Consider the following 25,331-nt stretch of genomic DNA (forward strand, 5'->3'; position numbering starts at 1 on the left):
CCATTCGCGCAAGTGCGCGTTGCAGTGGATCAGTCCTTGACCCGGACGCGGCTGCCGTCGGCGAGTGCATCGGGCGCATTGACCACCAGCACATCGCCGGGCGCTACCCCGGATGCGATCTCGACATTGCCGCCGATGCGCTGGCCCAGTTCGACGGTGCGCTGGCGCACGACGTCGCCGTCGACCACGAACACCACCTGCGCACCATCGCGCTCGGCCAGCACGGTTGCCGGCACACGCGACAGCCGCGGCGCGTCGGCGTCCTGGGCCGGGCGTGCCTGTTCGAGGAAGCTCACCGTCGCGCCCATGTCCGGCACGATGCGCGCGTCCTTGGCGTCGAGCGCGATACGCACCTTCACCGTCGCCTTGCCGCGGTCGGCGGTCGGCACGATCGCGATCACGCTGCCGGGGATCTTCCAGTCGGGATAGGCGTTGAGCGTGGTCTCGACGGGCATGCCCGGCGACACTCGGCCGATGTAGGACTCGCCGACATCGACTTCGACCTCGAGCGAGTCCATGTCGACGATGGTGCCGATGCCGGTACGGGTGAAGCCGCCGCCGGCCGACAGCGGCGACACGATTTCGCCCGGCTGCGCGGCCTTGGCGATGACCACGCCGGCGAACGGTGCGCGGACCAGGGTGTCGTCGACACCGATCGTGGAGATCCGCAACTGCTCGTCGGCGACGTTGGCGTTGCGGCGCGCGGTGGCCAGTTGCGCACGCAGCGCGTCGCGCTGGGCGACCGCCTGTTCGTACTGCGCCTTGGACACCAATTGCTGGCCGACCAGCGCCTGCAGGCGCTCGGCATTGGCGGTGGCCTCGGTCAGCTGCGCCTGCACGCCGGCGACCTGGCTGCGCGCGGCCTCGAGCTGCGCGGCCGACAGATCGCGCCGGGCATCGGCGTCGATCGGATCGAGGGTGGCGAGGATCTCGTCGGCCTGCACGTGCTGGCCTTCTTCGATCCGCACCTCGCGCACGCGGCCAGTGATCTTGGCCGAGACGGTCGCCATCCGGCGGGCGACGACGTAGCCGCTGGCATCGAGCACCGAGCCGCCGGCGCTACCCGGCGCGCTGGGCGCGGCCACCCCCGTGGTCTCGACTTCGATCGCGCGCGGCGCCAGCAGCCAGGCTGCGAGCAACAGGACGATCGCGACCACAGCGGCGATGCCGAGCCCGATCCACAGGCGGCGACGCGACGGCGGCGGCGGGGCGCTGCGGTCGATGCGGAGTTCCTTGAGCAGGTCTGCGTTCGTGTTCATCGAAGCCTGGACGGGAGAACTGCGGCCAGTGTGACCGCGGGGGGCGAGGGTTTCCAATCTGCCGGCGGCCAAGGCCGGCGGGCGGGTGCGCCGCACCGGCACAGTCTGCCGCCGCGCAGGTCCCGGGAGCACGTGACAGCTGTCAGGCGATCGTACTGACGTTTGCGTCTGATGCCACGCGGGCCCAGTGCCAAGACTGGTGGCTCCCGGCCCGAAGGAGACGCGATGATGTCCATGCCTGCGATCGCCCATTCGCCCACACCCGCCGTCGTCGAGCCGCTCGCGCGTTTGCGCGGTGTCGTGCGCACCCGCGGGCGCGTCCGTGTGCTCGATGGTGTGGACCTGGCGGTGCCGCCCGGCCAGGTCACCGCGCTGCTCGGGGTCAACGGTGCGGGCAAGTCCACGACCCTCGACGTTCTGCTCGGCCTGCAACCTGCCGACCAGGGCGAGGCCCGGTTGTTCGGTCGCCCGCCCACCGACCCGGATGCACGATGGCGGATCGGCGTGATGCTGCAACAGGCGCAGTTGCCGGAACGACTGCAGGTCGGCGAATTGCTGGCGCTGGTGCGCAGCTGGTATCCGGCGCCGCGCAGCCTGCCGGACTGCGTCGCCCTGGCCGGGCTCGAGGGGCTGCTGTCGCGGCGCTATGGTCGGCTGTCGGGCGGGCAGCAACGCCGTGTGCAGTTCGCGCTCGCGCTGTGCGGCCGTCCGCAATTGCTGTTCCTCGACGAGCCGACGACCGGCCTGGACCACGACGCTCGGCGACAGGTCTGGCAGACGGTCCGTACCCTGGTGACCCGCGGGGCGGGCGTGTTGCTGACCACGCACGACATGGCCGAAGCCGAGGCGTTGGCAGATCGCGTCGTGGTACTGGCGGCCGGGCGTGTCTGTGTCGCCGGCAGCGTCGATGCGGTGCGGGCGCGAGTCGCGCAACGGCGCGTGGCCTGCGACAGCGCGCTGCCGGAAGGCGAGATCGCGACCTGGCCGGGTGTGATGTCGGTGGCCCGGACGGAAGGGCGTTTGGCGATCGTGACCGACGATGCCGACGCGGTGGTGCGCAGGCTGCTGCAGGCCGATCCACAGGCCGGCGGGCTCGAGGTGCGCCGCGCGGACCTGGCCGAGGCGCTGACCACTGGACCTGGGCAGGCCCGGGCGGGAGCAGGCGCATGAGCGCGCGGACCCGGATCGGCGCGTCGGCCGGGCGGGCCCGGGGCGTACGCGCGGTGGCGCAGACGGTGCGCTGCGAACTGCTGCGTCTGCTGCGCGAGCCGATGTACGTGCTGCCCACGTTGCTGTTTCCTGCAGCGTTCTACGCGATGTTCGGACTCGTGCTCGGCGGCAACCGGGGCAGTGCTGAGGCCGCCCGCTACCTGCTGGCGACGTACGGGGTGTTCGGCGCGATGGGGGCGGGTCTGTTCGGATGTTCGGTGACGCTGGCGATCGACCGCGAACGCGGATTCTTCGCGTTGCAGCGTGCGCTGCCGGCCCCCGGCGGTGCCTGGCTGGTGGCGCGTGCCGCGATCGCGCTGCTGTTCTCACTGATCATCGTGCTGGAACTGGCGGCGCTGGCGACGGCGTTCGGCGGCGTGTCGCTGGCGCCGGCGCAATGGGTGCAACTGTGGACCGTCACCGTGTTCGGCGCGCTGCCGTTCTGCGCGATCGGCTTGCTGCTGGGCAGCGTCGCCAGCGCCAATGCCGCGCCGGCCTGGGCGAACGTGCTGTTCCTGCCGATGGCCTTCCTGTCGGGTCTGTGGCTGCCGTTGTCGATGCTGCCCGATGCACTCGTGCAACTGGCGCCGCTGTGGCCGGCCTATCACCACGGCCAGCTCGCGCTCGCGGTGCTGGGGGCAGATGCCGGGGGCGCCGCTGGCGTGCACGTCGCGGTGCTGACGACGACGACGGTGGTCTGCGCGGGGCTTGCGCTGCGCCGGCTGGCGCGGGTGGGCTGAGCGCATGGACCCAGATCGCCTGCCGCCCCTGGGGCCGGTTACGCTGGCGGCCGTGAGCGCCCAGATGCCAGACCAGGTCCCGTTTCGTCCCATCGCCGGGCTGCGCCCGGCGCCCGATTCGGTGCTCGGGATGGCCCTGCGCCAGGGCCGGCCGGCATGGAGCGAGGGCATCCACGTGCTGTGGTCGGTCTGGGTGTTCGTGGTGCCGATGTTCTCGCAACGCGGCTACGACCTGCGCTGGCTGCTGCTGACACTGCTGTCGTATCCGATGTTCCTGGCGCTGTTCGTCGGTGCTCTGGTTCTGCCGCCGCGCCGCGCGTCCTGGTGCGCGGCGGCGATGATCGCGATGTGCTTAGGCATGCTGCCCTGGTACGTGTCGGGCTTGAGCTACTTCGTGTTCGGTTGCGTGTTCCTCGGCACACTGTCGCGCGGGTCGGTGTGGCGCTATGCGCTGACGCTGGCGGCGCTCAATGCGGTGTTGCTGGTGTGGGCGCGCTGGCTCGGCTATCCATGGACGGCGCTGGCCTGGATGCCGCTCACCACCGGGGTGATCGGCATGCTGGTGCATGTCGACCGCCTGCGGCATGCGCAGGATGCGGCACTGCGGCTGTCGCACGACGAGGTCCGGCGCCTGGCCGCGGTTGCCGAGCGCGAGCGCATCGGGCGCGACCTGCACGACCTGCTCGGGCACACGCTGTCGATGGTCGCGCTCAAGGCCGATCTCGCGTCGCGGTTGGTCGATCGTGATCCCGATGGCGCGCGCCGCGAGATTGGCGAGGTCGGCGGCATCGCACGCGATGCGCTCGCGCAGGTGCGCCAAGCGGTCAGCGGTATCCGCGCGGCCGGGCTCGCCGCCGAGCTCGCATCGTCGCGCCTGCTGCTCGAGACCGATGGGATCGCGTTCGACTACGTGCTCGACGACCACGTCGTCGGCGCAGGCCTGCCGCCCGAGGTGGAAACGGCCTTGGCGATGACGCTGCGCGAGGCGGTCACCAATCTGCAGCGCCATGCCGGCGCGCGCAGAGCGCAGGCGGCGTTCTCGCGAGAGGGCGATGCGATCCGCCTGCAGGTGATCGATGACGGCCGCGGCGGTGCGATCGTGCCGGGCAATGGCCTGTCGGGCATGCGCGAGCGCATCGAAGCGCTGGGCGGCCGTGTGCATGTCGAAGGCGGCGCCCAAGGCACCCGCGTCGATGCGCGCATCCCGCTGCCCGCCCCGGTGTGGGTGCCGGGGACGCGCCTGCGCGCCGGGGCCTGCTAACGTCGCGCCATGCCGCGCATGCCCACCGCCGACGCGCAGTTGCGCATCCTCATCGCCGAGGACCAGGCGATGCTGCGCGGTGCGCTGGCCGCGCTGCTCGATCTGGAACCGGACCTGGCGGTCGTCGGTGCGGTGGGGGATGGCGAATCGGCGTGGCGCGCGCTGCAGCGCCTTGCCCCGGACGTGCTGGTGGCCGACATCGAGATGCCGGGCCTCACCGGCCTGGAGCTTGCGCAGCGCATCCAGCGCCATGGCTTGCCGGTGCGCGTGGTCATCGTCACCACGTTCGCGCGCTCGGGCTACCTGCGCCGCGCGCTCGATGCCGGCGTCGGCGGCTATCTGCTCAAGGATGCGCCACCCGAGCAGCTCGCCCAGGCCCTGCGCCGGGTCCACGACGGCGGGCGGGCGATCGACCCGCAACTCGCGCTCGAGGCCTGGAGCGAACCCGATCCGCTGAGCGAGCGCGAACGGCAGGCGCTGCGCCTTGCCGGCGAGGGGCTGGATGCGACCCAGATCGCGGCGCGGCTGCAGCTCTCGCATGGCACGGTGCGCAATTACCTGTCGGAGGCGATCGGCAAGCTCGGCGCCGGCAACCGCATCGAGGCCTACCGGCTCGCCCGCCAGAAGGGCTGGCTGTAGCGACGGCCGCAGCTGGCTGTGCGTAGTGGCGGCGGGCTGCTAGCCTCGTTGGCCCGTGCTCGGTTGTGCACGCTTGCCGGAAGGCCCTGTGATCCGATCCTCGATGCCGCTGGGCGGCCGTGTCGTCGCCCTCATCGCATTGCTGTGGTACCTGTTCGGCCTGTTGCTGCTGATGCTGCGGCTGGCCACGCTGCCGGCGCAGACCGAGGTCGCAACGACCGCGCTCCCGATGTGGTTCGATCTCGTCTCCGGCCTGGCCGTAGTCGCCGGCACGTCCGGCTCGGTCGCGCTGCTGCTGGCCCGCCGTTGGGCGGTGCCGATGCTGCTTGCGGCCTTCGTCGCGGTCGCGGTGCTGGTCGGCGCCGGCCTGGTGCTGCAGCCTGCACTGTTTCCCACCGGGCCTGCGATGCCGGTGCTGCTGGTGCTGGTGGTCGGTTCGATCTGGCTGTTCGCCCGCTCGGCCGCACGGCGCGGCTGGCTGCGCTGACGACGCGGCGTTGCCGCCGCGCCGTCGGCCGGCGTTTTTCAGCCGCAGCGCGCCTGCAGCATTGCCCACGCCGCGCGCAGGCCCAGTGCCTCGCCGCCCTGCGGATGGCCTGGACGGCTGCTGTCGTTCCAGGCGTAGGTGTCCAGGTGCGCCCAGGGCAGATCGCCAGGCACGAAGCGCTCCAGATACAGCGCCGCGGTGACGCTGCCGGCCATGCGCGAGCCGGCATTGGCGATGTCGGCGATGCCGCTGGTCAGGTAGCGCAGGTACGGCCGCCACAGCGGCATGCGCCAGACCGGGTCGCGGGTGGCCTCGCCGCCGGCGATCCAGGCGGCGGCCAGCGCGTCGTCGTTGGCGAACAGCGCCGGCAGGTCGGGGCCCAGCGCGATGCGCGCCGCGCCGGTCAGCGTGGCGAAATCGAGCAGCGTGTCGGGCGCCTGCTCGGCGGCGTAGGCGAGCGCGTCACACAGCACCAGGCGGCCTTCGGCATCGGTGTTGTCGATCTCCACGCTCAGGCCCTTGCGCGTGGCGATGACCTCACCCGGACGCAACGCATCGGGGCCGATCGCGTTCTCGACCGCCGGCACCAGCAGCGTGATCCGCAGCGGCAGCCGACGCGCCATGACCAGTTCGGCCAGCGCGATCGCGTGTGCCGCGCCGCCCATGTCCTTCTTCATGTTGCGCATGCCGTCGGCCGGCTTGATGTCCAGCCCGCCGGTGTCGAAGCACACGCCCTTGCCGACGATCGCCACATGCGGATGCGAGGCGTCGCCCCACTGCAGGTGCAGCAGGCGCGGTGCGCGGTGCGAGGCACGGCCCACGGCATGGATGGCCGGGAAGTTCCTTGCCAGCAAGGCATCGCCGACGATGCTCTCGAACGTGGCGCCATGTGCGGCGGCGATGTCGCCGACCACCGCCTCCATCTGTTCGGGCCCCATGTCTTCGGTCGGGGTGTTGACCAGGTCGCGCACGCGCGCGGTCGCGGCGATCAGGTCGACGATCGCCGGATCGGGGTCGAGCGCCAGGCGCGCCGGTTTGCGCGCGGTGGCCTTGTAGCGGGTGAAGCGATACGCACCCAGGCCCCAGCCCAGCTGCAATGCATCGGCCGCGTAGTGGCCGACCGGGTGCCAGCACCCTTCGGGCAGGCCGTAGACGGCATGCGCGTAGCTGTCGGGGTCGTGCGCATCGCCGATACCGATCACCGCGCCGGCCAGGCCGTCGCCGCCGGGCAGCAGGGTCAAGGCGCCCGCGGCGCCGTCGAAGGCCTGGGCATCGAGCCAGTGGCCGATGGCGGCCGGCTGGCTGTCGCGCCAGGCAGCGTAGTGCTTGCGCGAGACGATGTGCAGTGGGCGGGCATCGCGTGCGTCAGCGGCGAAGAGGTCGGTGATGTTGTGGGTCATGAGCGGGTCCTGTCAGGCATCGTCGGCGGCGGTCGGCACGGTGTCGAGCCAGTCGGCGAGTGCGGTGAGGGTGTCGAATTGGAGATCGGGCGTCAGCTCGGGATGCTCCCAGCGGCGGCCTTCGCGGTTGATCCAGCAACTGCGCAGCCCCGCGCGCGCGGCACCGGCGACGTCCATCTCGATGTGGTCGCCGACGTGCAGCACGTCGCCATGCGCGCAGCCCAGCCGCGTACAGGCGGCATGGAAGATGCTCGCTTCCGGCTTCGCCGCGCCGTGCTCGCGCGCGGCCAGCTTGAACGCGAACAGATGCGACAAGCCGATGTGTTCGATGTCGGCATTGCCGTTGGTCAGCGCGGCCATCGGCACGCGCGCGGCGATCCGTGCCAGTGCCTCGAGGCTGTCGGGATAGAACTCGATGCGGTTGCGCTCAGCGTGGAACACCCGATAGGCCGCATCGAGCAGGCCGACATCGCCGCCGCTGTCGCGCAGCGCGTGCTCGATCGTGAGTTGGCGCAGGGCCTCGACATCGTGCGCCAGGTGCGCGTTGTCGGCGAACACCTGCGCGCGCAAAGCGCGCATGCGTTCGATCGGGTAGCGCTCGGCGGTCGCCGGACTGTGTTCGCGCAGGAAGGCGTCGAGCGCCTGTTCGATGCGGGTGCCGATCGGTGCGAAGGGCCACACGGTGTCGTCGAGATCGATGGTGATGGCGCGGATGGGAAATCGCATGCGGCCATTGTAGCGGGCGTGCTCAGGCCAGCAGCCGCGCCCAGCCCTCGAAGCCCTCCACGCGCCGGAGCACCAGCTTCACACATACCAGCAACGGCACCGCCAGCAGCAGGCCGACGATGCCCCACATCCAGCCAAACAACAGCAGCGCCAGCACCAGCATCAATGGCGACAACGCCATCCGCCGGCCCAGCACGATCGGGGTGACGAACTGGCCCTCGAGCGTGTGCAGCGCCAGATAGATCGCCGCCGGAATCACCGGCGCCCAGGCCGGGGTCGGCCAACTGCCCTCGTAACTGACGAAGCCCATCAGCAGCATCAGCAGCACGCCGATCAGCGGACCGACATAGGGGCGAAATTCAACAGCGCGACGACCGTCCCCCACAGCAGCGCATCCTGCAGCGGCAGCCCCATCCACAGCAGGATGCCGGCAAACAGCGCGCCCAGCAGCGTGTTGATGATCGAGATGGTCAGCACGTAGCGGGAGATCTCGCGCTCGATCGACTGCAGGATGTCGACCGTGAGCTTGCGGCGCTGCCGGTCGGGCAACAGAGCGATCGCGTTGCGTTGCAGGTTCTCGCCATAGACCATGAAGAAGAAGGTCAGCAGCACCACTGCCAGCACCGAAGCCAGCATGCGCGGCGTAGCGACAAGCGTGCGCCACGAACTGTCATCCTGGATCCGCACCAACTGCACGCGGCGTTGCGGCCGGTCCTCGGTCGCGCGGGCGAAGGTCTCTGCCGCCCGGTTGGCCTGCTGCACCGGCTGGGTCATCTGCTTCAGACGCGGCGCCAGCGCACGCAACTGCTTGGGCGCCTGCTGCACCCATTCGCTGGCTGGCCCGTAGAGCTGGGTGCCGAGCATGCCGGTGGCGGTGAGCCCGGCGGTCAACACCAGCAAGGCGCCGACGAAGCGGGGAATCCACAACCGGCGCAGGCCGCGCAGCACGGGATTGCCGACCAGCGCGAAAAACATTGCCAGCAGGACCGGCAGGATCACCCCCTGCGCGGCCCACAACGTGACCAGCACCGCGAGCGTGGTCAGGACCACCAGCGCAGTCGAGGCGCGCGGCCTGGGGGCCACAGGCGTGGGCACCGGCGGCGGTGCATCCTCCGGCGGAGGCGGCGTGGTCGGGGTGCTCATCGAAGGAAAGGGCGCGTCTGCGACGCGCTCAGCGTCCCGATTCCGAGATTTCGGTGGCTGCCTCGGCAGGCCGGGGCTGGGCGTCGTAGGTGGGCTCCGGGCGACGACGATCGGCGCGGGGGCCGGGACCGGTACGGCTGCGGTGTCGTCTGCGGCGGTCGCGACACGGGCCGATGCGGCGCTCGGATCCAAGGGGGGGCCGTCGCAGCAGCGCTTGCGGTGGGCGACGTCGCCTCGGTGGCGGCGTCGGCCGCGGCGTCTTCGGAGGCATCGGCGGATTCGGCCGCCTGCTTGGCACTGACCGCAGCGATCGTCGCCTGGATCGACGACGCCAGGCCCGACAGTGCGCTGATCATTTGCAACGACTTCGGCCCGCCGATCTTGCCCAGCCGCCGCAGCGCCAGCTTCGGCTGCGAGACGCCCATCGCGAATCCGCCGATCAGGCCGGCAATTACGATCCGCGATGGGGTCCAGGCCTCGCGCCAGCTCGAACGCAACGCGGCGTGGCGGTCGAGCGTCTGCACCACGCGCCCATCGACCAACGCCTCGGCACGCTCGACCCGTGTCTTGAGACCTTCGAAGTTCATGGCGTCCTCGATTGTTGCGTTGGCTGCGGGGTCGACTCGTCGTCCTCGTCTGGCGTGCTTTCGGAGAACAGCCCCAGCCGCGTCAACTGGCGCCGGGTGGCGTGCATGCCGGCATGATCGAAGAACACCGAGACCCGCCAGGCCGCCAGTGCGGTCACCAGCAGACTGATGGCCATCGCGATCGAGATCGAGGCCAGCCACGACAGGCCCCAGGATTGCAGCAACGCGATCGCGGCGCCCATGGCCAGCAGCCAGGCCGAGGCGCCGAACACCACGGAGACTGCGGACCATGCCAGGGCCCGCCCCAGTGCGCTGCGGGCCAGGGCGAAGTCGGCCGACACAAGCTTGCGCAGGGCGCGTCCGGTATCCAGCCCCGAGCCCAGCGTCTCCTTGGCCGCCGCGCGGACGCGGCGGACGCTCTCATCCAGGTTCGGCACCTCGCCGGGCGCGCGGGTTGCGCTGCCGGCCGGTTGCCCCTCGCGCGGGTCTTCCCCGGTCACGCGCTCGGTCATGTCGATCCGCGATTACTTGGTGCGGGCGAGCTTGGCGATGATCCAGCCCGCCGCGAACGCCGTGCCGAAGGCGGCGATGGGACGCTCGCGGATCAGGTCGGCGGCGCTGTCGATCAGATCGCGGCCCTTCTCCATGAGCAGGTCGGCCTGTTCCTTCGCTGCGGCGGTGCCTTCCTCGACGGCGGCCAACCCGGCAGAGGCCGAGCCGGCGAGATCGGCTTTGACGCTGGCCTTGCCGAGCTTGAGCTCTTCGCCCGCGACACCGGCCGCATTCTTGACGGCCGAGGTCGCGTCACGCGCAGCCTGCGCCAGGTGGTTACCGGCTTCGCCAAGATTGGACTTCACCGCTTCGGTCGAGGTGGGGCTCATGTTCGCTCACTCCTGTGTGGGACGTGCCGTGCGGACGCGCACGGCGCGGATGGGGTCAACGCATGATCACGTTGTAGATGCGTCCGCCGCGTGAAATGCGCATGGCCAGATCGGTCGGACGGTTGGCCAGCGAGTCGCGGAATCCGGCAAGGTCGCGGAACTCGCCACTGTTGGCCGCCAGGATCAGATCGCCTTCGCGCAGGCCATTTTCGAACGCCCGGCTGCCCGGTGCCACCTTTTCGATGCGCACGCCGCCGATGCGGTTGTTCTGGCGACGGATCGCCTCGGGCAGGTCGGCCAGGGTCGCGCCGGCCAGGCGCGGATCGAAGCTCGCGCCGTCGCGGGGCAATGCGCGCAGGCGGGTGTCGATCTTCAGCGGCTTGCCGTCGCGCAGCACCTCCAGCGTGACCGGCGCATCGAGCGTCTGCAGGCCCTGGAAGTTGCGCAGGGCCTCGCTGTTGTCGATGCGCTGTCCGTTGGCGGCGATCACCACATCGCCCGTCCGCAGCCCGGCGTCGGCGGCCGGCGAGCCGCCGTAGACGCGCGTGACCACCGCGCCGCGCGGGGTCTCCAGGCCCAGGCCTTGCGCGATGCGCGCATCGACGGTCTGGGTGTCGACGCCGAGCGTGCCGCGCTGCACGCTGCCGGTGGTCGCCAGCTGGGTCATCACGTTGCGTGCCAGACCGATCGGGATCGCGAACCCCAAGCCGATGTTGCCGGCCATGCTGCCCTGGGTGTTGAAGCTGGCGGTGTTGATGCCGACCAGTTCGCCGCGCAGGTTGACCAGCGCGCCGCCCGAGTTGCCGGGATTGATCGAGGCGTCGGTCTGGATGAAGTTCTGGAACCCCACGCCCGGCACGTTGCTGCGCTCGACCGCCGAGACGATGCCCGAGGTCACGGTCTGGCCGAATCCGAACGGGTTGCCGACCGCGACGACGAAATCGCCGACCTGCAGATTGCTGTCCTGCGCCAGCGGGATCGCGGTCAGGCCCGAGGCCTTGACCCGCATCAGCGCCACGTCGGTATCGACGTCCGAGCCGATGAACTCGGCCTCGAGTGTGCGCCCGTCCGACAGCGTCACCGAAACATCGTCGGCGCCTTCGATGACGTGGTGGTTGGTGAGCACGTAGCCCTGCGCGGCGTCGACGATGACGCCCGACCCCAGCGACTCGTTGATGCGTTCCTGCGACAGCTCGGGGAACATCCGGCGGAAGAAGGGATCGTTGCCGAACGGGCTCACCCGCACGCGCTGCTTGGTATGCACCGACACCACCGAGGGCGTGACCTGGCGCAGCATCGGGGCCAGCGACGGCAGCGGCTGGCCATCGACGGCGGCGGGCAGGGCGACCATCGGCACTGCGGCGGTGCCGGGTGGCGTCGCCGCCGCGGGCTGCTGCAGCGCGTCGCGCATCGCAGTTGCGGCGAAGCCGCCGAATGCGGCGGCAAGGGTCAGGGCGAGAAGCGTGGTCTTGGCTCGCATGGCGGTGGCATCCCCTGTCGGCGTGGCCGTGGCGGAACGAATCGGGTCGGAGATCGAACGTAGTGGCTGCCGCGGCGTTGCTCAAGCGTTTGCAAGACCGGCGACGGCCAGCGCCCGCGCAGTGTCGCTGCATTCGCTTGAATCGGTGTTGAAGTCCGCATTCATGCGCTCGCCATTGCGCACCGCTCGATCAGGCGAGGCGCCCCGGCCGGTGCGGCAACCCGGCATTGCCGCCAAGGCCCGCCGGCACGGCGCGCCGCTACTCGACCGCAGCGCGGCGCGTTACATTGCCGGGTGCGGGCGATGGGCCCGTACGCACAGGACGGGGCAGCAGCATGGGCAAGGACAAGGGGACAACTGCCGGACGCGCCGGCGATGTGGTCGCGGTCGTGCGTAAGCGGGTCCGGAAGGCCGCCGCGTCGGTCGAGAGCTCCGCCCGACACGCCGAGTCGGCCGTGGCGGACGGCGCGCGCACGCTGGGCGATCGCGCCAGCCGCATCGTGGCCAAGGCCGCCGATGCGGTGAGTCGGCGCGTGGCCGCAGCGCGCGAGACGCTGGAGACCGCGCAATCGGCTGCCGCGGCCGAGATCGCCGCGCTCAAGCGCAAGGGCGCCGGACGGACCGCGACCGAGCGCGCGGCTGCGAAGGCGCGTTCGGTGGACGCCGCCAAAAAGACGGCTGCGCGTCCGGGCGCCAAGACGACAGCGAAGACCGCCGTCGGCAAGGTCGCCAAGAAGGCCACCCGACAGCTCGCCGACGCCGGCAACGTCGTCAAGAAGGTCGCGAAGAAGACCACCAAGGCAGCGACCAAGAAAACCGCCAAGAAGGCGACCCCAAGGACCGCCGGCGCGACGACGACCCAGGCAGCACGTACCGGCACGGCGGCCAAGGCTCCGCGCAAGACGGCCGCCAAGACACGCTAGGCGCCCGCGCGTCGGTCTTGTCGGACACCATGCGGCGCGGCGCAAGCCGCATCGAACGGGGCTGCTCGACCGCCATGCCGTGACGGCATGGCGGCGATGGCTCAGGCGACCGCCTGGCTCAGGTCCGCGATCCGGTAGCCGGCGCCGGTGATCGTGTGCAACAGCTGGACCGGCTGGTCGCGGTCGATGATCTTGCGCAGGTTGTACAAGTGGCTGCGCAGGGTGTCGGAGTCGGGCAGGCTCAGACCCCAGATCTCCTGTTCGATCTCCCGGCGGGTCACGACCCGCGGCGCTTCGCGCATCAGGATGGTCAGGATCTTCATCGCGATCGGCGCGAGATTGAGCTCGCGTCCGCCGCGCTGGACACGTAGCGAGACAGGGTCCAGTCGCAGGTCGCCGACCTCCAGCACCGCAGCCCCGACCTCGCGACGATCGCGGCGGATCAGTGCCCGGATCCGGGCCTCGAGTTCCTTGATGTCGAACGGCTTGGTCAGGTAGTCGTCCGCGCCGGCCTCCAGGCCCTCGATCTTCTCCTCCAGCGAGTCGCGCGCGGTCAGCATCAGGATCGGGGTCGCATTGCGGCCGTCCGCACGCAAGCGGCGGCACACTTCGATGCCGCCCAGCCGCGGCAGCATCAGGTCCAGCACGATGACGTCGAACGGATTTTCGGAGGCGATGTTGTAGGCGTCCAGGCCGTCGGCGGCATAGTCCACTTCGAACCCCCGGCTTTCCAGGTACTCGCCGACCGGCTCGGAAATATTGCGGTTGTCCTCGACCAGAAGGACGAGGCCTCCGGGGCTGTGATGCGCCATCCAACGAACTCCGACTGCAGTTAAGGTCCGCGAAGGTCGCATCAAATCGGTGCAGGTCCGGTGAACGCGGCGGCGCCTCGGTCAGGCGGTCGTGCAGCGTCGTCAGGCGACCGCGGCCGCGGCCGTTTCGGTCCGATCGCGGCCGCCGCGCTTGGCCGCATACATCGCCGAATCCGCGCGGCGCAGCAGGGCCGCGGTGTCCCGGTCGAGCGGGTGCAAGGCACTCACGCCGGCGCTCAGGGTGACCTGGAGGCCGGCGATGCCCAGCGCACTGCCGATGTCCTGCAGTGAGACGCGGAGCACGTCGATGCGGGTCTGCGCATGCACCGGTTCGGCGCCGGGCAGGATCGCCAGGAATTCCTCGCCGCCCATGCGCGCGATGTGGTCGGCGTCCCGGAAGGCGTGTCGCAACGCGCGGGCCACATGACGCAGGACGCGGTCGCCGGTCTCGTGGCCATGGACATCGTTGATGCGCTTGAAGTGGTCGACGTCGAGGAAGGCGATCGTCAGCGGTGTGTGGGTCTCGCGCGCATCGGCCATGCACTGCTCGAGTCGTTCCAGCGCGGCACGCCGGTTGGGTAGGCCGGTCAGAGCATCGGTCTGCGCGAGCATGCGCATCTCGTCGCGTTGTCGACGCAAGCGGCCCAGGCGCAGTGTCAGGGTCATGCTGCAAGTCAGCGCCAGCCAGCCACCGGCCAGCATGAACGCCTCGACTTTCCACAGCGCCAGCGCATCGGGCCAGGCCGCCTGCAGGCCGGCGATCGGCAGGAACGGGATAACGCCGGCCAGCAGCAGCAAGCCGTCGCCGCGGCGCTGCGCCAGTGCGGTCAGTGCCGCGATCGCGAACGCCAGACACAGCAGATAGAAACCCAGCTCGATCGCAACCGAGAGGCCGGCCACTGCCTGCACCGGCAGCCAGGGGACCACGGCGGCCATCGCGATCAGGCCGCGCGCGCCCCACGTGGCGGCGCGATCGAGCCGTGGGTGTCGTCGTCGCAGGCCCGACTGGCGCAGCAACGCGCTGGCGGTCAGTCCGGCCATGCCCAGCCCCAGCCCGACCAGGGCCTGCACGGTCATACCGGCCACCGGAAGCCAGGGGCGGGGCCAGGCCCACAAGCCGGACAGCAACGCCTGCCACAGTGCGAACAGCGATGCGGCGATCGCGTAACTGGCGAATGCACGCTCGCGGGTGGCGAAAAACGCCAGCAGTGCCGAGACCAGCAGGGTCAGCACCACGGCGATCGACGCAATGCGGACCGCGAAGCGTGCGATGTCGGCGCGCTGGATCGGCGCTGGCTCGCCCAACTGGACGATCGGGCGCCACAGTGGCAGCGCGTTGTCGTCGAAGCCCACTTCGATCGGCGCGGTGTCGCCTGCATCCGGCACGATCACCGCCCCGACCCCGGCGCGGAACCGCGAATCCAGCGACCGGGCGTCTTCGGGCGAGCCGCAGCGGATGCGCGTGCCATGTCGGATGTCGACCGAGCCGGCGAAGGTGTTCATCACCACCACGGCCTGTGGCGCGCCGGACCAGCCGCCTTCGGGGGCCGGCAGGCGCAGTGCGACATGCGGCCCGGTGTGCGCATGGTCGCAAGTCTGCGAGGCCTCGACCGCCGTCGTCGGCTGCCCCGTGACCACAGGGGCATCGTCATGCCACCCGACGCAGGCTGCCAGCGACAGCACGCCTGCAAAGATCGTCAGCAGCCCCGCCTTGCGCATCCCCGATCCTGCCTTCATGCCTGCTTCGCTCACCGCTTCGCATCGAAGCAGCCCCTGCGCCTTCCCAAGGAAGGGACGACATGGTACGGGATGGGCGTGATCGGCCGTGGCCCGGGTGACGTACCCTGTCGCGCCCCGCCGGAGACTCACGATGGGTGCGCGTGCCGTCGTCCACCTCCTGCTCCACGCCGCGGTGCCGGCGCTGCTGGCCTGGATGTTCTGGCGTAAGCGTTTTCTGCAGGCCTGGGGCCTGTTGCTGCTCGGCTGGCTGATCGATCTCGATCATCTGGTCGCCGACCCGGTGTACCAGCCCGATCGTTGCAGCATCGGATTCCATCCGCTGCACACCGCGCCTGCGGTCGCGGTCTACGGCGTCCTGCTGGTGCCGCGGCGCACGCGGCTGCTGGCGATCGGCCTGCTGGTGCACATCGCGCTCGATGCGATCGACTGCCTGTGGATGCGTTACGGCTGATCGGCGTCGGGCCGCGGCCAGCGACGATTCAACGAAACACTGGTAGCGTGAGTCGTCGCCCTCGGGCGTAACGGGACCTGCGCCATGCGCACTTGGATGCTGACTTGGCTGCTTGCGGCCGCACTGGCGCCGCCGTTGGCCCATGCCAGCGATGGACGCGCCGACCTGCGCCTGCCCGAGACGCCGATGTTCACCGGCGAGGCCGTCTTCGGCGAGGGCGAGTACACCGGACCGCGCACCGCGACGCCCGCCTGGCGTCAGCGCCACGACGATGCCCTGGTGCGGCGTGGCGGCTGCCCGACGGCGCCCGACGGCCAGGAGCGCGCGATCACCGGCAGCGTCAGCACCGGCATCGGCCATTCCTCACGCGGCGGCACCAGCCACTGGAACGCCGCCGATCTGAATCTGTGCCGCGAGCGCGAGGGCGAGGCAGGCGGCACCGTGAACCTCAATCTGCGCGTGGCGCGTTCGGACGGTCCGGTGGGCTACGGTGGCCTGGGCCTGCTGCCCGGCGATGGGATGTACGACGCGTTCGACACGCCATTCGGGCCGACCTGGCGCGACATCCATGAGCCGTGGCCGGCCGGGCGGACGCGCTCGGGCTCGTGGACCGAGGGGCGTCGGCCCTGGCGCTGACCGTGCCGCGCTCGAGCTGCGTCGCATTGCATCGCGCTCACATCCGCCTGCCTACATTGGCTCGGCGCCATCCGGCGCAATGCAGCGAAGTGGAGGCGAAACGATGACGATGAAGATTCCCCAGGGCGCGATGATCGTGGTGGCCAACGGGGGCGCGGCGCGCGTGTTCACCAACGTTGGCGAGGCAGGCACGCTGGCCTTGCGCCAGGAAGCGTTGCTCGAAGGCATGAACCTCGACGACGACGGCCCGGCCGGCGCGATGCCCGCAGAATCGAGCGCATCGCAGCTCGACGAGGCCACATTCGCCAAGCAGCTGGCCCTGGGGCTCAACGAAGGCGCGCTGAAGAACAAGTTCACCGACCTGGTGCTGATCGCCGACCCGAACACGCTGGGACGGGTGCGTCCGTTGCTGCACAAGGAGACCACCCAGCGCCTGGTCGCAGATCTGGCCAAGGACTACACGAACCTGCCGCTCGACGCGATCGAGCGTGCATTATCTTGAGCCGGAGCGGCTGATCATGGCCTGGACCGCACGTTACTCCGCGAACACGCCCACGCGCGACGACATCGACGCCATGACAGGCGTGCTCGCACTCGAGTTCGGAACCAACTGGTGCGGTCACTGCCAGGCCGCGCAGCCGCTGCTGCGTGCTGCGATCGAGCGGCGTCGGGATCTTGCCCACATCAAGGTCGAAGACGGCAAGGGCCGGCCGCTGGGCCGCAGCTTCGGCGTGAAACTGTGGCCGACCCTGGTCGTGCTGCGCAACGGTGTCGAGGTCGCCCGCGTCACGCGCCCCGGTTCGGTTGAAGACGTGGAGGCTGCGCTCGCCGCATCCGACTGAGTCGAGCGGTCAGCGTGGCGCGCGCTTGCGCGGCAGCGACCGGAACCGCGAGACATGCGGATGGTCCGGCACGGCCCAGCGCCAGGGGCGGTCGGCGGCGCGACGGATGCCGATACGCGGCGTGGCGATGGGCGCATCGGGTGGCGGCGTACCGTCGTCGCCGATCCACAGGCGAGCGCGGCGCGAGGTCAGGTCCAGCCCGCCATCGGCGCCCGAGACCCCGAAGGCCTGGGCCAGACGCCCCGGCCCGGACGCCAGCAAGGCCGGGTCGGCGGTGCCGCGTGCGGCGGCCATCTCGGCCAGCCCGAGCAACGGCTCGGCTGCGCGCAGCAGTACGCCATGGCCGCAGCGGTCGCCGCACACCGCGTTGATCGCCCAGTGGATGCCGTAGATGAAGTACGCGTACAGATGGCCGGGCGGTCCGAACATCACCCGGTTGCGTGGCGTGGGGCCACGGAACGAATGGGCCGCCTCGTCCTCGGCGCCGCAGTAGGCCTCGACCTCGACGATGCGGGCCCGGCGGCCATCGCGGGCCACCAGGCACTTGTTGAGCAGGTCCGGCGCGACGCGGCGGGCATCGCGCGCGTAGAACGATCGGGGCAGGGGACGCATGGTGCGAGCTTGCCGCTGCCGGCATCGCCGGCGCGCGAAACCGGGCCGGATCAGCCCTCGAACGGCTGCACGGAGGTGACGCGCAGGCGCAGGACGCCGCCGGGCGTCGGCCAGTCGATGCACTGTCCGATCGACAGACCGAGCAATGCGGCGCCGACCGGCGCGAGCACCGAGACGTGGCCCTTGGCGACATCGGCCTCCTGGGGATAGACCAGGGTGAGGTGGCGCGGGGCACCGTCGGCGTCCTCGCACTCGACGACCGTGTGCATGCGCACGACATCGGGGGCATGGCGTCGGGGGGCAGCACCTCGGCGCGGTCGAGCTCGCGCTGGAGCAGTTCGGCCGTCGGGTGGTTGCGCAGCGCGGGCGACTGCAGCATGGCTTCGAGCCGCGCCAGGTCGATGCTGGACACAGTGATCGCCGGCGTGGCGCCAGCATCGGACGGCGGCAGGCCGCTGCGGGGAAGCGTGGACATCAGGTTCTCCATCAAGAAGGGCCGGCAACGGGTGTGCCGGCGAGACACAGACGAAAGGCGACGCCCTCGCGTCGCCCCGAGGTCGATTGTGCCCCGCCACGCGCGCGCTGGCGATCCCACCTCGGTTCCGGTGGGTGCGCCGGTTGGCGTTCGTGCAGATAGTGCAGCCCATCGACGCGCTGCACACCGGGCACTCATCGGGCGGCATTCATGATGCGTTGGCGCCGGTCACCCCGGTCGTCGCTCTCATTGACTGAAGGCCGCCATGACCCCGATCCGCTATCTGCTGCGCCACTGCGCGGCTTCGCTCGACTGGACCCTGCTCGACGCCGGCTCCGGACGGACGCTTTCTCACCACCCCACGCGCGATGCTGCGTTCCGACAACTGGCGAGCGACGCCTCGGTGCTGCTGTGCGGCGCCATTGTGCGCATCCACAGCGTGGATGGCGGCTTTGAAGGCGAACGCGTGGTCCCTGCGATAACGCCGGCATCGCCGCTTCCCCGGCGCGAGCGCGAGGCCTGCTGGCAGCCGCGGGCGCCTGCGATGGCGTGACGCGCCCTCGGCAGGCCGGCGTGGCACAGGATCGCGTCAGGCCGGTCGCGGTGGATCCTGCGGGCGGGTGGGCGACGGTGGATCGCGCTGCGGCTGCGGGTCGCGTTCGGGATCGCCCGGTGTCGGCACAGGCGGATCGATCGGCCGGTCGGGCATCGGGTCGTGCATCGGATGCGGTGCCGAGCCGGGCACGTCACCGTCGGGCATCGGGGCATCCTGCGGATCTGGCGTGCGCTGCATGTCGTCATCCTCGTTGGGGAGCGCACGACCCTGGCCCGCAGCGCGGAGGCAGCACGTGAAGACCGGCGCGGCCGCTTCACGCGGCCATGGAGAGAATGCACGCATGTCCAGCCGACAACCCGCGCCGGTGGCACCCGGTCCGAGCGATGCGTAGGTTCGTGCAGGCCTTTGGTGATGCGCCGTGGCCGCCGGCGCTGCCCCGGACCGTCGGCGAGACGTTGTCGGCCACCCCGCCGCGCTACAACATCGGCAAACGGCGCCCGGCGGCGGTGATCTTCGATCGCGGCGACGGCCCGGTCGTCGAGGACTTCGACTGGGGCCTGGTGCCGCGCTGGTCGCCGTTGCCCGAAACGCCCTACACCACGGTGACCGCGCGGCTGGCGCGGGCCCCGCGTAGCCGGATCTTCCGGCGGCCCTGGGAGACCCGCCGCTGCGCGGTGCCGATGAACGGCTACTACAAATGGGACCGCAGCGGCGAGACGCCGGTGCCGTACTTCATCCAGGCGCAGGACGGCGAGCCGCTGTTCGCTGCCGGGCTGTGGGACCACTGGGCCAAGGACACACCCGAGCTGTACACGTTCGCGGTGCTGACCCATCCCAACCCGGCGATCCCGGCGCCGCTGGTGCCCGACGGTCCGGTGTTCATGCCTGCCGCGGCAATCGGCGACTGGCTGGCCGGTCCGCCCGCGGCACCGCGCTTCCTGGAGACCATGCCGCAGCCATTGCTGGAGGCCTATCCGGTTTCGCGGCGCATCCGCAGCCCCGATGTCGACGATTACACGCTGCTCGAGCCCGCGGCGCACGAGCGCCACGACGACGAGACCGACGGCGACTGGCTCGCGCACGCCTTCGACGAAGACGACGACTGACGCGCTGTTGCGGTGCCGGTGGCGACGCGGATCAGAAGCGCTTGCCGGTCACCGGGTCGCGACGCGGGTCGGGCACGGCGTGCATCCGCTCGAGCGTCTTCGCATCGGGCGCGCTGCGCTGGATGTCCCACTCCTGGCCGCGGGGATAGGCGCCGACGACGCAGAACGCCGCGTCGGCCCGCACGCAGCAGTGGCCGGTGCCGACCGGCAGCAGCAGCGCATCGCCCGCACCGACCTCGACGATCGTGCCGTCGGGGCCGCCCAGCATCAGTGCGGCGGTCCCGGCGGCCACGCCAAGCACCTCGTGGGCGCTGGAATGGAAGTGGTGATAGTCGTAGACCCCGCCGCGCCAGTCGGGCGGCCAGCCGTTGGCCGAGAAGCGAGCTTCGAAGGCCGCGGCGTCGAAGGGCGCATCGGTCGCCATGCGCAGGCCACGGTAGATGCGCACCGGAAGCCGCGGATTGTTCGGCACCCAGTCGTTGCGACTCAGCGTCAGGCGTTCCTCATGCATGGGGCGGGGACAGCGGGTGGGGGCCCGCACCATAGGTCGGCTCCCGTCGAAGCGCCGCGACGACGACGTACGTCCGTCAACCCGGCAACGCGACGTGCAAGGGCACGGCGCCGTCCCAGCGCGCGCGTCCACCCAGCGCTGCCAGTTCGACCAGCACCGCAGCTCCGACGACCTCGGCGCCCTGCGCCCGCGCCAGGGCGTATGCCGCACGCAGCGTGCCGCCGGTCGCCAGCACATCGTCGACCAGGACCACGCGTGCGCCGGGCGGCAACGCATCGGCATGCATTTCCAGTCGGTCCTGGCCGTACTCGAGCGCGTAATCGTGGTGCAGCACGCGTGCGGGCAGCTTGCCCGGCTTGCGCACCGGCACAAAGCCCGTGCCCAGCGCCTGCGCGAGCGCGGCGGCGAAGATGAAGCCGCGCGATTCGATGCCCACGAATGCGGTCGGCGGCATGTCGCGCCACGGCGCGGCCATCGCCTCGATCGCAGCGGCGAATGCGGCACCCTCGGCCAGCACCGGGGTGATGTCCTTGAAGACGATCCCGGGTTTGGGGAAATCGGGGATCTCGCGGATCAGAGTCGACCAGTGCGGCATCGAAGGGGCTCGAGCAAGGGCGGGGATGATCGCCGCAATCGGGCCGCCGACACAATGTTCACCGGGACGGGCGTATTCGCCGGAAGTTTCCTGCCGGAACCGGTATGCCCGCCCAACGTGCCTCGCTCGCCTGTGGCTTCGTCCTGGCTGCCGTGCTGTCCGCCGCGCCCGCGCAGGCGCGCACGGTCTGGCGCTGCGTGCGCGACGGCACGGTGAGCCTGTCGACGGCGCCCGAGCCCGGATCGAAGTGCGAGGCCCGCCAGATCGCCGACGATGCGGTGCAGACGCCGAACCTGTGGGGTGCGATGGGGGTGTTCAGCGGTGTGCTGTACGAGCGCGAGCAGGACGGGCAACGGGTCTACGGCACGCGTCGGTTGCCGGGCGCGCGCGAGTACCTGCGCTTCACTGCTCATACGCCACCGGGCGAGCCCGCGCACGAGGGCCTGGGTGCGGTGGGTGTACCCAGGCTGCAGCCGCATTCGGCGGTGTTCGCGGCGGCTGCGAAGGCCTATGGCTTGGACGAGGCCTGGCTGCGCGCGATCGCGCATGCCGAGAGCGGCTTCGATGCCGACGCGGTATCGCCCAAGGGCGCGCGCGGAGTGATGCAACTGATGCCGGACGTGATCGCGGACTATGGCGTTGCCGATCCGCACGCGCCCAGCGAGTCGATCCGCGCCGGCGCCCGGCATCTGCGCGCATTGCTGCGTCGCTACGGCGATGATCGCACGCTGGCGCTGGCCGCCTACAACGCCGGGATCGGCGCGGTGACGCGTTATGGCGGCGTGCCGCCTTACCCCGAAACGCAGGCCTACATCGCGAAAGTGCAGGCGCTGTACGTGCGCTATCGGGCGGCGATGGGCCACCCGGTGGAGCGCCCGGCGCTCTGACCTGCTGCCCGTAGGCCGCGATTGCGCGGCCTGCGGGCCGGTGACGGGCATCGCGTCTGCGGCGACGCCGCCGCGCTCACCCTTCGCGCGGCGCCAGCCGGATCAGTCGGCCGTCCTTGCCATCCTCGATGACCCACAACGCGCCGTCGGGGCCCTGTTCGACGCCGCGGATACGCGCGCGCATCGCAAAGCGTTCGGCCTCGCGCGCGCTGTCGCCGTCGATCTCCACGCGCACCAGGGTCTGGCCCGACAGGCCGCCGATGAAGGCGTTGCCGGTCCACGCCGGGAACAGCGTGCCCGAATAGAACATCAGGCTCGAGGGCGAAATCACCGGCGTCCAGGTGATCGCCGGCTTCTCGAACTCGGGGCGGGTGTCGTGGTCGGGGATCGGCCGACCGTCGTAGTGGTTGCCGTTGGAGACGATCGGATAGCCGTAGTTCGCGCCGCGCTTGACCAGGTTCAGTTCGTCGCCACCGGCCGGGCCCATCTCGCTGTTCCACAGCCGGCCCTGGGCATCGAACGCGATGCCCAGCGGATTGCGATGGCCGAGCGACCAGACCTGCGCCGCGACGCCGCCCTGGTCGACGAACGGGTTGTCGGCCGGCACGCGGCCGTCGTCCTCAAGCCGCAGGATCTTGCCGAGATTGGAGGCCATGTTCTGCGAGGGATCGAACTTCTGCCGCTCGCCCGACGAGATCCACAGCTTGCCGTCGCGGTCGAACGCGAGGCGGTGCCCGTAATGGCCGTTGCCCGAGACCTTGGGCACCTGACGCCAGATCACCTCGACGTCTTCGAGCGTGCCGGCGTCGGTGTCCAAGCGCCCGCGCGCCACGGCCGCACCGCGCCCGCCCTCGCCATCCTCGGCATAGCTCAGGTAGATCAGGCCGTTCTGCGCGAACTGCGGGTGCGGCTCGACATCGCCCAGGCCGCCTTGGCCCGCGTACGCCACGTCCGGCACACCGGTGATCTCGCGCGCCTGCCCGTCGGGCAGCGTCACCAGCTTCAGCGTCCCGGCCTTTTCGGTCACCAGCAGGCGGCCGTCGGGCAGGAAGGCCAGGGCCCACGGTTCGTCGAAGCTGGCGACCGCGGTGCTCGCGAACGGCAGGCCCTCGATCGCGTCCGCGCCAGCGGTGTCGCGCTCGGCCTGTTCCCCGCTCGAGGCCGGTGCTGACGTCGGTGCGGTGTTGGCGGCGGTGCCATCGCAGCCGATCGTCAACAACAGTGAGGCGGCGAGCGGGGCGAGCGCGAGCAGTCGTGGCATGCGGATCTCCAGGAAACAATCGGGGAAAACCCGAGTGTGGCATACGTCCGTGCGTGCGCTGAGAACGCGGCGAATGCGCGACGGTTCGTAAATATTGTGTTTTTGTTCAGTCATTGACATCGCATTGCGATGTTTCTGCGTTCGGACGCCGCAGTCCGGAAAGCCCATCGCGACGGGGCTGGCGGCGCGGCGTTCACCATGCGGGAACATCGGCTTACCCGGCATCGCCGAGCGTGTGGTTAAGGGGCTGTAATCAGGTGGGATTCAGAGGCCGCGGCGGTTCATTTCGGCGCAGGCAGGGTAGGGACCGTGCGGTATCCACTGACGAGGATGAAAGACCCCCGCGCCCACTTCCCCAAAGAAACGCAGGAGAGACCATGATGAAGAATGCTCGCAAGCCGCTGATCGCCGCCATTGCTCTGGGTGCCGCGATGGTCATGCCGATGGCATTCGCGCAGGACCCGACCGCGGAACAGGCGCCGCCGACCACGGAGGCGACCACGCAGGACTATGCGCAGGATGCGACGGCCGAGGCGCCGCAGGCGCAGCAGGGCCAGGTCACCTGGGCGGATCTGGACACTGACGGTGACGGCCGTCTGAGCCAGACCGAGGCCGCCGGCCTTGAGGGCCTGGCGCAGGTCTTCAGTGATGTCGATGCCGACGGCGATGGCTTCATCACGCCGGAGGAGTATCGCAACTACGTCAACGCCCAGACCTCGGGTGCGGGTGCCAGCGAGAACTGAGTCTCGCTTGCTTGCAGGCCGCTGATGGCGGCCTGCAGTCCAGACCAAGGCGGCCCCGTTGGGGCCGCTTTTTTTGAATGTGGCGAGTAAACAGCTCACTTCAGTCCTCTTCGGCTGGGCAGCGGCCTGCTCGCGGGGAGCTACTCTCTCGGTGGTTAGACTGCTGCGAAGCTGTGCCGGCATTGCGGCCACCATCTATGGAGTCGAGCGCGCGCGTTTTGTCTTTGCACGCGATCTTTCGTCCACACGAAGTCGGGTTGCAAACGCCTTTAGCAGCGGACTGGCGGCCGGTGGCCGCGTCGAGCGCGCCATGGATGGCGCGCGCCCGAGTCAAGGCAGGGTGAGCATGGAGGGCCTGCGCGGCATGCCGCGCCTCCAGGCGAACGCCACGCGAGCTACGCGTGGCCGGACCGCGCAGCGGCCTTGCCGAGGGAAGAGCGGCTTCCGGCCGGCAGGCCGCTGCCCATCCGAAGTGGAACTCCTTCTCGCTGAGCAAGTCGATCCCTTGGCGATCTCCGCGACGAAGGACGGCAGCGGCCGGCATAATGCGTCGATGACCCAAGGCATCCGACTGGTCGGCTTCGATGCCGACGACACGCTCTGGCGTAGCCAGGACTACTTCGACGAAGCGCAACTGGAGTTCGAGCGCATCGTCGGGCGCTATGTGGATCTGGCCGACGGTCGCGTCGCCGAAGCGCTGTACGCGGTCGAGACCGCCAACATCGCGGTCTTCGGCTACGGCGTAAAGGGCATGGCGCTGTCGATGATCGAATCGGCGACCCAGATCACCGGTGGGCGGATCGCCGCAGCCGATCTCCATCGCATCGTCGAGATGGCCAAGGCGATGTTGCGACACCCGGTCGAATTGCTGCCCGGCATCCGCGATGCGGTCGCGGCCGTCGCCGAGCGTTTCGATGTGGTGCTGATCACCAAGGGCGACCTGTTCCACCAGGAGGCCAAGGTGCGCGACTCGGGGCTGTCGGACCTGTTCGGCCGCATCGAGATCGTCAGCGAGAAGGATGCGGCGACTTATGCGCGCGTACTGGGCGAGTTCGATGTCGACGCGCAGGCCTTCCTGATGGTGGGCAACTCGCTGCGCTCGGACATCGCGCCGGTTCTCGCACTCGGCGGCTGGGGCGTGTACATGCCCTACCGCACGACCTGGATGCACGAAACGCAGGCCGACATCGTCGAAGGCAGCGAGCGCATGCGCGAAGTCGCCACGCCGGACCGCCTGCCCGAAGCGGTGGTTGAACTGGCGGCGCAGGCAATCGCATCGCGTTGAGCGCCTGAAATCCGCGTTGAGCGCGCGTAACCGTTTCCAATTTGAATGCGCTGTTTACGCGGCGTGGCTGCATCGGTGCGACGC

General features: G+C 70.3%; 30 protein-coding genes and 1 pseudogene. 15 read left to right on the forward strand and 16 right to left on the reverse strand.

Features of this window, described 5'->3' with window-relative positions; translation table 11 throughout:
- Positions 1-29 precede the first annotated feature (29 nt).
- On the reverse strand, positions 30-1,259 hold the full coding sequence (locus tag BEN78_08990) for an efflux transporter periplasmic adaptor subunit (GenBank protein ID ASR43487.1): 1,230 nt from the start codon (positions 1,257-1,259) through the stop codon (positions 30-32).
- 234 nt (positions 1,260-1,493) lie between these two features.
- On the opposite strand from BEN78_08990, the gene BEN78_08995 reads away from it, so the two are divergent.
- The 5 genes from BEN78_08995 to BEN78_09015 all read left to right on the forward strand — a co-directional run bounded on the left by BEN78_08995 (position 1,494) and on the right by BEN78_09015 (position 5,595).
- The gene (locus BEN78_08995; GenBank protein ASR45039.1) at positions 1,494-2,429 is read left to right on the forward strand and encodes a multidrug ABC transporter ATP-binding protein; all 936 of its coding nucleotides are present in this window, start codon (positions 1,494-1,496) and stop codon (positions 2,427-2,429) included.
- Positions 2,426-3,208 (forward strand): hypothetical protein, encoded by a 783-nt coding sequence (locus BEN78_09000; GenBank protein ASR43488.1) that lies wholly within the window; start codon positions 2,426-2,428, stop codon positions 3,206-3,208. The genes BEN78_08995 and BEN78_09000 overlap by 4 nt, the downstream gene beginning before the upstream one ends.
- Before the next feature lie 64 nt (positions 3,209-3,272).
- Positions 3,273-4,469, forward strand: a complete 1,197-nt coding sequence (locus tag BEN78_09005) for a two-component sensor histidine kinase (GenBank protein ID ASR45040.1) — start codon at positions 3,273-3,275, stop codon at positions 4,467-4,469.
- Between the two features lie 18 nt (positions 4,470-4,487).
- Positions 4,488-5,108: a DNA-binding response regulator gene (locus BEN78_09010; GenBank protein ID ASR45041.1), complete on the forward strand. Its 621-nt coding sequence runs from the start codon at positions 4,488-4,490 to the stop codon at positions 5,106-5,108.
- Positions 5,109-5,211: 103 nt separating this feature from the next.
- Positions 5,212-5,595: a hypothetical protein gene (locus tag BEN78_09015; protein ID ASR43489.1), complete on the forward strand. Its 384-nt coding sequence runs from the start codon at positions 5,212-5,214 to the stop codon at positions 5,593-5,595.
- Positions 5,596-5,633: 38 nt separating this feature from the next.
- Here the strand turns inward: BEN78_09015 and BEN78_09020 are convergent, their stop codons facing one another.
- The 7 genes and pseudogenes from BEN78_09020 to BEN78_09050 form a co-directional block, all read right to left on the reverse strand.
- Positions 5,634-6,995, reverse strand: a complete 1,362-nt coding sequence (locus BEN78_09020; GenBank protein ASR43490.1) for a leucyl aminopeptidase — start codon at positions 6,993-6,995, stop codon at positions 5,634-5,636.
- Between the two features lie 12 nt (positions 6,996-7,007).
- Positions 7,008-7,721, reverse strand: coding sequence for an HAD family hydrolase (locus BEN78_09025; protein ASR43491.1), 714 nt, complete (start codon positions 7,719-7,721; stop codon positions 7,008-7,010).
- A 22-nt stretch (positions 7,722-7,743) separates the two neighbouring features.
- Positions 7,744-8,864, reverse strand: a pseudogene (locus tag BEN78_09030) (AI-2E family transporter).
- Entirely contained in the window at positions 8,861-9,451 is a 591-nt protein-coding gene (locus tag BEN78_09035; GenBank protein ID ASR43492.1) for a hypothetical protein, read from the reverse strand. The pseudogene BEN78_09030 and the gene BEN78_09035 overlap by 4 nt, the downstream one beginning before the upstream one ends.
- Entirely contained in the window at positions 9,448-9,888 is a 441-nt protein-coding gene (locus BEN78_09040; protein ID ASR45042.1) for a hypothetical protein, read from the reverse strand. The genes BEN78_09035 and BEN78_09040 overlap by 4 nt, the downstream gene beginning before the upstream one ends.
- Before the next feature lie 87 nt (positions 9,889-9,975).
- Positions 9,976-10,332 (reverse strand): hypothetical protein, encoded by a 357-nt coding sequence (locus tag BEN78_09045; protein ID ASR43493.1) that lies wholly within the window; start codon positions 10,330-10,332, stop codon positions 9,976-9,978.
- A gap of 55 nt (positions 10,333-10,387) precedes the next feature.
- Positions 10,388-11,812, reverse strand: a complete 1,425-nt coding sequence (locus tag BEN78_09050) for a heat-shock protein (GenBank protein ASR43494.1) — start codon at positions 11,810-11,812, stop codon at positions 10,388-10,390.
- Positions 11,813-12,147: 335 nt separating this feature from the next.
- On the opposite strand from BEN78_09050, the gene BEN78_09055 reads away from it, so the two are divergent.
- Positions 12,148-12,735, forward strand: a complete 588-nt coding sequence (locus BEN78_09055; protein ASR43495.1) for a hypothetical protein — start codon at positions 12,148-12,150, stop codon at positions 12,733-12,735.
- A 101-nt stretch (positions 12,736-12,836) separates the two neighbouring features.
- Here the strand turns inward: BEN78_09055 and BEN78_09060 are convergent, their stop codons facing one another.
- Positions 12,837-13,547 (reverse strand): DNA-binding response regulator, encoded by a 711-nt coding sequence (locus BEN78_09060; protein ID ASR43496.1) that lies wholly within the window; start codon positions 13,545-13,547, stop codon positions 12,837-12,839.
- 102 nt (positions 13,548-13,649) lie between these two features.
- Entirely contained in the window at positions 13,650-15,266 is a 1,617-nt protein-coding gene (locus tag BEN78_09065) for a hypothetical protein (protein ASR43497.1), read from the reverse strand.
- A gap of 151 nt (positions 15,267-15,417) precedes the next feature.
- On the opposite strand from BEN78_09065, the gene BEN78_09070 reads away from it, so the two are divergent.
- The 4 genes from BEN78_09070 (at position 15,418) to BEN78_09085 (ending at position 17,216) form a co-directional block, all read left to right on the forward strand.
- The gene (locus tag BEN78_09070; GenBank protein ASR43498.1) at positions 15,418-15,738 is read left to right on the forward strand and encodes a hypothetical protein; all 321 of its coding nucleotides are present in this window, start codon (positions 15,418-15,420) and stop codon (positions 15,736-15,738) included.
- 84 nt (positions 15,739-15,822) lie between these two features.
- A complete protein-coding gene (locus BEN78_09075; protein ID ASR43499.1) occupies positions 15,823-16,374 on the forward strand; it encodes a hypothetical protein in 552 nt (183 codons plus the stop codon).
- A 103-nt stretch (positions 16,375-16,477) separates the two neighbouring features.
- Positions 16,478-16,876: an attachment protein gene (locus BEN78_09080; GenBank protein ID ASR43500.1), complete on the forward strand. Its 399-nt coding sequence runs from the start codon at positions 16,478-16,480 to the stop codon at positions 16,874-16,876.
- Positions 16,877-16,892: 16 nt separating this feature from the next.
- Entirely contained in the window at positions 16,893-17,216 is a 324-nt protein-coding gene (locus BEN78_09085) for a thiol reductase thioredoxin (protein ASR43501.1), read from the forward strand.
- Between the two features lie 9 nt (positions 17,217-17,225).
- On the opposite strand, the gene BEN78_09090 is transcribed toward BEN78_09085, so the two are convergent.
- Together BEN78_09090 and BEN78_09095 are read right to left on the reverse strand one after the other, a co-directional pair.
- Positions 17,226-17,828, reverse strand: coding sequence for a 3-methyladenine DNA glycosylase (locus tag BEN78_09090; GenBank protein ASR43502.1), 603 nt, complete (start codon positions 17,826-17,828; stop codon positions 17,226-17,228).
- A gap of 50 nt (positions 17,829-17,878) precedes the next feature.
- The gene (locus BEN78_09095) at positions 17,879-18,097 is read right to left on the reverse strand and encodes a transcription elongation factor GreA (GenBank protein ID ASR43503.1); all 219 of its coding nucleotides are present in this window, start codon (positions 18,095-18,097) and stop codon (positions 17,879-17,881) included.
- A 471-nt stretch (positions 18,098-18,568) separates the two neighbouring features.
- On the opposite strand from BEN78_09095, the gene BEN78_09100 reads away from it, so the two are divergent.
- On the forward strand, positions 18,569-18,856 hold the full coding sequence (locus BEN78_09100; GenBank protein ID ASR43504.1) for a hypothetical protein: 288 nt from the start codon (positions 18,569-18,571) through the stop codon (positions 18,854-18,856).
- A 36-nt stretch (positions 18,857-18,892) separates the two neighbouring features.
- On the opposite strand, the gene BEN78_09105 is transcribed toward BEN78_09100, so the two are convergent.
- A complete protein-coding gene (locus BEN78_09105; GenBank protein ASR43505.1) occupies positions 18,893-19,096 on the reverse strand; it encodes a hypothetical protein in 204 nt (67 codons plus the stop codon).
- 146 nt (positions 19,097-19,242) lie between these two features.
- Here BEN78_09105 and BEN78_09110 point away from each other — a divergent pair, with 146 nt between their 5' ends.
- Complete coding sequence (locus BEN78_09110) at positions 19,243-19,965, forward strand: hypothetical protein (protein ASR43506.1); 723 nt, start codon at positions 19,243-19,245, stop codon at positions 19,963-19,965.
- Positions 19,966-19,996: 31 nt separating this feature from the next.
- On the opposite strand, the gene BEN78_09115 is transcribed toward BEN78_09110, so the two are convergent.
- Both BEN78_09115 and BEN78_09120 read right to left on the reverse strand, forming a co-directional pair.
- The gene (locus BEN78_09115) at positions 19,997-20,476 is read right to left on the reverse strand and encodes a cupin (GenBank protein ID ASR43507.1); all 480 of its coding nucleotides are present in this window, start codon (positions 20,474-20,476) and stop codon (positions 19,997-19,999) included.
- 76 nt (positions 20,477-20,552) lie between these two features.
- Complete coding sequence (locus BEN78_09120) at positions 20,553-21,071, reverse strand: adenine phosphoribosyltransferase (GenBank protein ASR43508.1); 519 nt, start codon at positions 21,069-21,071, stop codon at positions 20,553-20,555.
- Between the two features lie 143 nt (positions 21,072-21,214).
- On the opposite strand from BEN78_09120, the gene BEN78_09125 reads away from it, so the two are divergent.
- Complete coding sequence (locus BEN78_09125; protein ID ASR45043.1) at positions 21,215-21,958, forward strand: transglycosylase; 744 nt, start codon at positions 21,215-21,217, stop codon at positions 21,956-21,958.
- Between the two features lie 76 nt (positions 21,959-22,034).
- Here BEN78_09125 and BEN78_09130 read toward each other — a convergent pair whose 3' ends face one another.
- On the reverse strand, positions 22,035-23,219 hold the full coding sequence (locus tag BEN78_09130; protein ASR43509.1) for a glucose dehydrogenase: 1,185 nt from the start codon (positions 23,217-23,219) through the stop codon (positions 22,035-22,037).
- 377 nt (positions 23,220-23,596) lie between these two features.
- Here BEN78_09130 and BEN78_09135 point away from each other — a divergent pair, with 377 nt between their 5' ends.
- Together BEN78_09135 and BEN78_09140 are read left to right on the forward strand one after the other, a co-directional pair.
- Positions 23,597-23,962, forward strand: a complete 366-nt coding sequence (locus BEN78_09135) for a hypothetical protein (protein ID ASR43510.1) — start codon at positions 23,597-23,599, stop codon at positions 23,960-23,962.
- A 553-nt stretch (positions 23,963-24,515) separates the two neighbouring features.
- On the forward strand, positions 24,516-25,247 hold the full coding sequence (locus tag BEN78_09140) for a haloacid dehalogenase (GenBank protein ASR45044.1): 732 nt from the start codon (positions 24,516-24,518) through the stop codon (positions 25,245-25,247).
- Positions 25,248-25,331 lie beyond the last annotated feature (84 nt).

The sequence above is a fragment of the Xanthomonas citri pv. mangiferaeindicae genome (assembly GCA_002240395.1).
Classification (GTDB): domain Bacteria; phylum Pseudomonadota; class Gammaproteobacteria; order Xanthomonadales; family Xanthomonadaceae; genus Luteimonas; species Luteimonas citri_A.

Excerpts from the sequence above, each read along its gene's own strand:
- BEN78_08990 (ASR43487.1), bottom strand. The coding sequence starts at position 1,259 with ATGAACACGAACGCAGACCTGCTCAAGGAACTCCGCATCGACCGCAGC.
- BEN78_08995 (ASR45039.1), top strand. The coding sequence starts at position 1,494 with ATGCCTGCGATCGCCCATTCGCCCACACCCGCCGTCGTCGAGCCGCTC.
- BEN78_09000 (ASR43488.1), top strand. The coding sequence starts at position 2,426 with ATGAGCGCGCGGACCCGGATCGGCGCGTCGGCCGGGCGGGCCCGGGGC.
- BEN78_09005 (ASR45040.1), top strand. The coding sequence starts at position 3,273 with ATGCCAGACCAGGTCCCGTTTCGTCCCATCGCCGGGCTGCGCCCGGCG.
- BEN78_09010 (ASR45041.1), top strand. The coding sequence starts at position 4,488 with ATGCCCACCGCCGACGCGCAGTTGCGCATCCTCATCGCCGAGGACCAG.
- BEN78_09015 (ASR43489.1), top strand. The coding sequence starts at position 5,212 with ATGCCGCTGGGCGGCCGTGTCGTCGCCCTCATCGCATTGCTGTGGTAC.
- BEN78_09020 (ASR43490.1), bottom strand. The coding sequence starts at position 6,995 with ATGACCCACAACATCACCGACCTCTTCGCCGCTGACGCACGCGATGCC.
- BEN78_09025 (ASR43491.1), bottom strand. The coding sequence starts at position 7,721 with ATGCGATTTCCCATCCGCGCCATCACCATCGATCTCGACGACACCGTG.
- BEN78_09035 (ASR43492.1), bottom strand. The coding sequence starts at position 9,451 with ATGAACTTCGAAGGTCTCAAGACACGGGTCGAGCGTGCCGAGGCGTTG.
- BEN78_09045 (ASR43493.1), bottom strand. The coding sequence starts at position 10,332 with ATGAGCCCCACCTCGACCGAAGCGGTGAAGTCCAATCTTGGCGAAGCC.
- BEN78_09050 (ASR43494.1), bottom strand. The coding sequence starts at position 11,812 with ATGCGAGCCAAGACCACGCTTCTCGCCCTGACCCTTGCCGCCGCATTC.
- BEN78_09055 (ASR43495.1), top strand. The coding sequence starts at position 12,148 with ATGGGCAAGGACAAGGGGACAACTGCCGGACGCGCCGGCGATGTGGTC.
- BEN78_09060 (ASR43496.1), bottom strand. The coding sequence starts at position 13,547 with ATGGCGCATCACAGCCCCGGAGGCCTCGTCCTTCTGGTCGAGGACAAC.
- BEN78_09065 (ASR43497.1), bottom strand. The coding sequence starts at position 15,266 with ATGCGCAAGGCGGGGCTGCTGACGATCTTTGCAGGCGTGCTGTCGCTG.
- BEN78_09070 (ASR43498.1), top strand. The coding sequence starts at position 15,418 with ATGGGTGCGCGTGCCGTCGTCCACCTCCTGCTCCACGCCGCGGTGCCG.
- BEN78_09075 (ASR43499.1), top strand. The coding sequence starts at position 15,823 with ATGCGCACTTGGATGCTGACTTGGCTGCTTGCGGCCGCACTGGCGCCG.
- BEN78_09080 (ASR43500.1), top strand. The coding sequence starts at position 16,478 with ATGACGATGAAGATTCCCCAGGGCGCGATGATCGTGGTGGCCAACGGG.
- BEN78_09085 (ASR43501.1), top strand. The coding sequence starts at position 16,893 with ATGGCCTGGACCGCACGTTACTCCGCGAACACGCCCACGCGCGACGAC.
- BEN78_09090 (ASR43502.1), bottom strand. The coding sequence starts at position 17,828 with ATGCGTCCCCTGCCCCGATCGTTCTACGCGCGCGATGCCCGCCGCGTC.
- BEN78_09095 (ASR43503.1), bottom strand. The coding sequence starts at position 18,097 with ATGCACACGGTCGTCGAGTGCGAGGACGCCGACGGTGCCCCGCGCCAC.
- BEN78_09100 (ASR43504.1), top strand. The coding sequence starts at position 18,569 with ATGACCCCGATCCGCTATCTGCTGCGCCACTGCGCGGCTTCGCTCGAC.
- BEN78_09105 (ASR43505.1), bottom strand. The coding sequence starts at position 19,096 with ATGCAGCGCACGCCAGATCCGCAGGATGCCCCGATGCCCGACGGTGAC.
- BEN78_09110 (ASR43506.1), top strand. The coding sequence starts at position 19,243 with ATGCGTAGGTTCGTGCAGGCCTTTGGTGATGCGCCGTGGCCGCCGGCG.
- BEN78_09115 (ASR43507.1), bottom strand. The coding sequence starts at position 20,476 with ATGCATGAGGAACGCCTGACGCTGAGTCGCAACGACTGGGTGCCGAAC.
- BEN78_09120 (ASR43508.1), bottom strand. The coding sequence starts at position 21,071 with ATGCCGCACTGGTCGACTCTGATCCGCGAGATCCCCGATTTCCCCAAA.
- BEN78_09130 (ASR43509.1), bottom strand. The coding sequence starts at position 23,219 with ATGCCACGACTGCTCGCGCTCGCCCCGCTCGCCGCCTCACTGTTGTTG.
- BEN78_09135 (ASR43510.1), top strand. The coding sequence starts at position 23,597 with ATGATGAAGAATGCTCGCAAGCCGCTGATCGCCGCCATTGCTCTGGGT.
- BEN78_09140 (ASR45044.1), top strand. The coding sequence starts at position 24,516 with ATGACCCAAGGCATCCGACTGGTCGGCTTCGATGCCGACGACACGCTC.